The sequence below is a fragment of the Ferruginibacter sp. genome, assembly GCF_031430955.1.
Classification (GTDB): domain Bacteria; phylum Bacteroidota; class Bacteroidia; order Chitinophagales; family Chitinophagaceae; genus Ferruginibacter.
In genome coordinates this window covers 1-6,528 of record NZ_JANPCM010000460.1, presented here as the reverse complement: position 1 = coordinate 6,528, position 6,528 = coordinate 1, and the positions used below count along the sequence as shown (strand labels likewise).

5 protein-coding genes are annotated in these 6,528 nt (G+C 35.6%); 2 read left to right on the top strand and 3 right to left on the bottom strand.

Going from position 1 to position 6,528, the window contains the following annotated elements:
- On the bottom strand, positions 1-975 hold a 975-nt coding region (gene nadA / locus ACY65O_RS12700; RefSeq protein ID WP_462221230.1), incomplete at its 3' end, for a quinolinate synthase NadA.
- 584 nt (positions 976-1,559) lie between these two features.
- Between nadA and ACY65O_RS12695 the strand changes: the two genes are divergently transcribed.
- Both ACY65O_RS12695 and ACY65O_RS12690 read left to right on the top strand, forming a co-directional pair.
- Positions 1,560-3,707, top strand: a complete 2,148-nt coding sequence (locus ACY65O_RS12695; protein ID WP_462221229.1) for a peptidylprolyl isomerase — start codon at positions 1,560-1,562, stop codon at positions 3,705-3,707.
- Positions 3,708-3,825: 118 nt separating this feature from the next.
- Positions 3,826-4,338 (top strand): DUF2480 family protein, encoded by a 513-nt coding sequence (locus tag ACY65O_RS12690; protein WP_462221228.1) that lies wholly within the window; start codon positions 3,826-3,828, stop codon positions 4,336-4,338.
- An 82-nt stretch (positions 4,339-4,420) separates the two neighbouring features.
- Here ACY65O_RS12690 and corA read toward each other — a convergent pair whose 3' ends face one another.
- Together corA and ACY65O_RS12680 are read right to left on the bottom strand one after the other, a co-directional pair.
- A complete protein-coding gene (gene corA / locus ACY65O_RS12685; protein WP_462221227.1) occupies positions 4,421-5,518 on the bottom strand; it encodes a magnesium/cobalt transporter CorA in 1,098 nt (365 codons plus the stop codon).
- Positions 5,519-5,543: 25 nt separating this feature from the next.
- On the bottom strand, positions 5,544-6,528 hold a 985-nt coding region (locus ACY65O_RS12680; RefSeq protein WP_462221226.1), incomplete at its 5' end, for an iron-containing alcohol dehydrogenase family protein.

Genomic DNA, 6,528 nt, shown 5'->3' with positions numbered 1-6,528 from the left:
CATTCTGTCAATTGGTTTTTTAGCAGCAAGACGTAATTCTTCATCCATGATAATTTCTGGCAATTCATACTCCATACATAAATACAATTTCTCCAAAGTGTTTAATTTCATGTGCGGACAATCGTTGCAGGCGCAACTGTTATTAGGTGGTGCAGGTATAAATGTTTTAGCAGGATTATTTTTTTGCATTTGATGCAGGATACCAGTTTCTGTAACTACAATAAATTCAGTAGCGGCATCTTTCTCTGTAAATTTTAATAACCCTGTAGTGCTGCCAATATAATCAGCAATGGCTAAAACAGGTGCTTCACACTCGGGGTGAGCAATAACTTTTGCTTTTGGATGACGGATTTTTAATTTGGTTATTTTTTCTAAACTAAAAATTTCATGTACCATACAGGCACCATTCCACAGTAACATGTTTCTACCCGTTTGTTTGTTGATATAAGCCCCAAGGTTCTTATCTGGTGCAAAAATGATAGGTTGACTTGCCGGAAGACTTTCTACAATTTTTTGGGCATTGGAAGATGTACAGATGATATCACTTAAAGCCTTCATACCTGCAGAGCAGTTGATGTATGTAATTACTAAATGATCGGGATGTTTATCTTTAAATAATTTAAACAATGGTGGTGGTGCACTATCGCTTAAAGAGCAGCCTGCTTTTAAATCGGGTAATAAAACTTTTTTAGAAGGATTTAAAATTTTAGCAGTTTCCGCCATAAAGTGAACGCCGGCAAAAACTATAATATCAGCATTAGTTGTTGCAGCCTTTTGTGCAAGCCCTAAACTGTCGCCAATAAAATCGGCCACATCCTGTATATCCGGCTCCTGGTAATAGTGCGCCAGTATAATAGCATTCTTTTCTTTTTTTAATCTTTCAATTTCTGCAAACAAATCCATTTCAGGATTAATGTACAAATCTAAAAAACCGGTGGAATCAATATTTTTTTTTGCGCTGTTAATATCTGTCATAATATGTATTAATACTTATTATTTATATAATCACTTACTACTACTATGGGTGTTAATAAGTGTAAAGAAAATATTTTTTCTGTGATGTAAAATTAAAACCTTTTACTTATCCACCTTCATCCACACATAATTAACATAAATAAAATTACAACTATCAACAAAAAAATGCCTGCTGCCGCTGACTTATATATTTTATTACTTTAATTATAAACACACCATTAATAAAAAAAGCTGAGGAAAACTAAAATGATAATTTTTTAAAAACGGCTGTTAATATCCATGGTATAAAATGTCGCCTTCCAACATTATTATTTTAAAAAACGCTTTACCGAAAAATTAAACTCATTTTGTAAAGAATTTTTTATGAAACAAACCATGGTTATTAACAGTAAAACAACCTTATTAACAAACCGTTGTTTAAAACTATTAAACAACACTGATGTTAATAAATAGTATGAACGTTATTTGTCAAAGCTTCTAAAACCCTGCCAATACTCAATATTAGCGTTTTAAGCCGCTAAAAATTCAATGTTAATAGCTGTTTTTCCCCTATTTTTGCCGTCCATTTTAATTACAGGAAAAATATGCAAATAATTCAAACAATTCGTGATAAAGGCGCTGCGGTGGTAATTGCAGTAATAGCTTTAAGTTTAATTGGCTTTTTATTAATGGATGCTAAATCGGGAACCAAGGGTGCTGGTGGCGGTTTCTTTGGTTCTTTATCAAACAGTGTAGGCAAAGTAAATGGCGAACCTGTTGAAAAAGCTTTGTTTGACGAAAAATTTACTCAGGCCGATGCAAATGCAGAGCAACAGGCGCAGCAATATGGAAGAAAGCCCGAAGCTGGCCAGATAAGGCAGCAGGTTTGGGATAATATAGTAGGGTTAAAAATATTTTCGGCAGAAGCAGAGAAATTAGGGTTAGGATTTACTTCTAAAGAATTAAACAGTTTGTTTTTTAGTAACGATCAGGGTAATCCTTTTTTACAGGCAGGTGCAGGCTTTACCGATCCGGCAACAGGAAGACTTGATGCAGGAAAAGTGAGCCAAAAAATAAGCGAAATGAAAAAGGCAAAAGGAAAAGAGGGTGATAGTTATAATCAAATGACAGAACAAATAAAAGACGGCAGCATTTATGCAAAATACTCAGCATTACTTAATGCCAGCGCTTATTACCCAAGCTGGATGCAGGAAAAAGAAAAAGCAGATAATAAAAAGTTTGCAAATATTTCTTACGTAGGTGTTCCATATAATGTAATTGGAGACAGTACAATAAAAGTAAGTGATGATGAAATTGAAAGTTATGTTCAAAAGCACAAAAATCAATTTAAGCAGGAGGCTGGCCGTATGATTTCTTATGTTAGTTTTAGCCAATTACCAAGTACAGAAGATAGTGCTAAAACAAAAGAAATTGTAAATAATTTAAAAGAAACCTTTGCAACAGAAACTAATACAAAAGCATTTATAGCAAGAAATACTTCAAGTATTGAATTTGACAGTAACTATCTTCCAAAATCAAGAATTAACTCGGTAGCAATTGATACCATTATTAAACAACCCGTTGGTACAGTTTATGGCCCTTATGTTGATGGTGTTAATTATGTTTTGGCAAAAGTATTAGGTACTAAAACTTTACCCGACAGCTCAAGAGCAAGACATATATTAATTCCTACTGCAGATCCTCAAACAGGGCAGCCAATTATGGAAGACAGTATTGCTAAGAAAAAAGCCGACAGCATTTTTACAGCAATTAAAGGAGGGGCAGATTTTGCAGTAATGGCAAAACAATTTGGTACAGATGGAACAAAGGATAAGGGTGGCGATTTAGGATTTTTTGGTTTTAGCGCACCAATGGTGGAAGAGTTTAATCAAGCAATTTTTGGTAAACCTGTAGGAACAAAAGAAGTTATCAGGACCAGGTTTGGCTACCATGTAATTGAAATAACAGGAGAAAAAGGATCGATGCCTGCATATAAAATTGCTTTTATGGCAAAAGAAATTTTCTCCAGTGATGCTACAATTGGTAATGCAAATAATAACGCCACAAAATTATCGGGCCAAAAAAGCGGAAAAGATTTCGATGATTATCTTGCTAAAAATGGTTTGCAAAAAGTAAGCTGGCCGGCAATTGTAAAAGAAAATGATTACCAGGTTGGTCAATTGCAGGATGCAAGAGGTTTAGTGAAATGGGTATTTGAAGCAAAAAAAGGCGATGTAAGCGAACCATTTAATATTAACGATCAGTTTGTGGTGGTAACGGTTGATAAAGTGCAGGAGGAAGGAACACAAGATGCAAAAACTGCAAGGTCAATGGTTGAAGGTGTTATCCGCAATAAAAAGAAAGCAGAAGCAATTATTAAAACTCTTGGCGCTAACCCAACATTAGAAAGTGCAGCAACTGCCTATAAGCAACAGGTTTTAACAGCCGGCGCCGACAGCTCCATTACATTCAACAGCCAAATCATTCCCAACCTGGGGCAGGAACCAAAAGTAATTGGCGCAAGTTTTAATGCTGCAAATCAAACCAAAGTATCTGCACCTATTGAAGGCAATACAGGCGTATTTGTAATTAAAGTAAACAGTATTGGCGAAAAACCAGCTGATACACCAGAAGCAGAAGCACAAAGAAAAATACAGCAAACAACCAACCTGCGTAACCAGGCTGCAGCAGGCTGGCTGGAAGGTTTAAAAAATCAGGCTACCATTAAAGATAACCGCAGCAAATATTATTAATAACAACCAGCATATTTATTCAGCCACGCCATTAAAAGCGTGGCTGTTTTAATTTACGGGATAAAGAATTTTTTAAACCGCCGGCTTTGCCGCAATAATATTGCTATAACTTTGCAATATGGAACAAGATGTAATGATAAATAAAGTTGCCGAAAGCGGCATCATAACTTTAAACCTGGAAGATTATTATCCGCAAGGCGAGGTAATGCTTTTTGATTTGAAAGATTATTTATTTATGGGCCTGATTTTAAAAGAGAAAGATTTTAGAGAAGCCTTAAAAAATTTAGACCTTACACCATACCTGGATAAAAACATAGCCATTACCTGTACCGCCGATGCAGTAATACCTATGTGGGCAAATATGCTGGTGGCCAGTTACCTGCAGCCTGTTGCAAAAAATGTAGTTTTTGGTAACGAAGATTTTTTACAAAAAACATTGTTTTTAAAAAACCTGTATAAAATAAACACTGCAGAATTTGCAGATAAAAGAGTCGTGATAAAAGGTTGCGGCGAATTACCGGTATCAGAATCGGCTTATGTAGAGATCACTAATTTACTGAGGCCTGTTGTAAAAAGTATTATGTATGGAGAGCCTTGCAGCACAGTGCCAATTTTTAAGAAAAAGTTGTAAGCCAATTTTCGTGAGCAGTAAGTTGTGAGTCGTGAGTAAAATGAGCAACAGAAAATCTTCACTCACATTTCACCATTCACGTCTAAAACCAGCCACGTTTTCTAAACATCCTTATCATTGCAAGAGGAATAAACAACATTAAACCTACAGAAATAAAAAACCCCCATTTGTTGTGCAGCAGTGGAATGGTTTCAAAGTTCATTCCAAAAATACCACCGATAACAGTTGCGGGTGCCAATAAACAGGTAACCACCGTCATCACTTTCATCACTTCGTTCATTTTTAAATTTACGTTACTTAAATACAGGTCATTTAAGTTCATCATCATATCCCGGTAGTTTTCGGCCAGTTCGTTTGCCTGTAAAATATGATCGTACACATCTTTAAAATATTTTTCTGTACGCTCTTCTATCAGTTCACTTTCGGTGCGTAAAATACCATTTACCAATTCCCTTACAGGCGCAATGCTTCTTTTTAATACAATCATTTCTTTACGCAGCATATTTATTTTTGCAAGGGTTCTTGTATTGGCATTGCGAACAATATCTTCTTCCAGCCCTTCAATTTTTTCTCCCAGTTTTTCCATTACCACAAAATAATTATCTACAATCATATCAATCAAAGAGTAAAATAAAAAATCTGCTTTTTGCTGCCGTACTTTACTCCCGTTTATTTTTAATCTTTCTCTTAAAGGGTTAAAAACATCTTTTGCTGCATCTTCCTGAAAGCTTATAACAAAATTTTTACCCAGTATAATGCTTATCTGCTCAATTTCTACCGCCGAATCTTTTTCGTTGAAGTACATCATATTTAATAAACAAAATACCAGGCCTTCAATTTCATCCATTTTAGGCCGTTGGCCAATACTTAAAATATCTTCTGTAATTAAATAATGGATACCGTAATGGCTGCAAATTTTTTCAACATCGGTTTTACGCAGGCCATCAACATTTATCCAGGTTGTTTTAGCAGAATCTAAATAAGGAAAACACTCCGGAACGTTTTTAAGTTCCTTCATATCCACATTTACTGTATCAAAATCGTAAACAAAAAGTTTTATTTCGTCAGGCTCTTTTCTGGTGGCTGCAACAGTAGGATTTACATGCAATACTTTTTTTGTACGCAGCAAATCCATGGGATTTAAAATATAAGAAAAATATTTTTTGCTTTGTTCAAACATTAGTTGAAGTTATATAAAATTACATTTATAATTGTTCATATAATTTTCTCAACTTTTCCCTGGTCATTATTTTTTCCCAATCTTTTCCCAAAGCATTTTCCCAAAGCGGCTTCATACCTAACGATACATCAATCATTTTATTAAAATCATCATCGTTTAAATTAGCGCAAATATGTTGTGGTATATCAATATTGTTTTTAGCCACCATCAGTTTAAATTCTTTTACACCTTCGGGATAATAATCCTGTAATTTATCAAACACAATGCAATTGCCTACACCATGTTTGGTACCCAGTAAATAACTTAAGCCGTAACTAACGGCATGCGCTACTCCAACCTGGCTGTAAGCAATACTCATACCGCCGGCATAAGATGCCATCATTAATTTATCGTCGCTGTCTGCATCCCAGTTGTCTTTATTTACATACACATCCCGGCAAAGCTGCAACGCTTTTTCGCCATAACTTTTACTGAATTCATTTAAGTAAGTGCCTGTTAAGCTTTCAATGCAATGAATATAACAATCCATGCCGGTGTAAAAGCGCTGGTTGGCTGGAGCGTTAGCAGTAAGTTCGGGGTCTAAAATAATTTGATCAAAAGGCGTAAAGTCTGAGTTCATACCCAGTTTTTTTGTGGGGCCGGTTAACACCGTTGTTCTGCTAACCTCGGCACCGGTACCACTTAAAGTTGGAATACCTACTTTATATACACCGGGTTGTTTTACCAAATCCCAGCCCTGGTAATCGGCAGAAGAGCCGGGGTTGTTCATCATTAAACCAACCGCTTTAGCAAGATCCATTGCGCTGCCACCACCAATACCAATTACACCGCTAACGCTTCCAAATTCTTCTTTTAATTGTTGTGCCAGGGTATCTACATAAGTGGTTTTAGGTTCGTAGGTAACATCAACATAAATAATTTTATCATTGCCCTTAAGCGGAACTCTTGCTGCTAAATCTTTTCCTTCAAAAAAATGATCAACCAAAAAAACCATTGGTGCATTTGGTTTA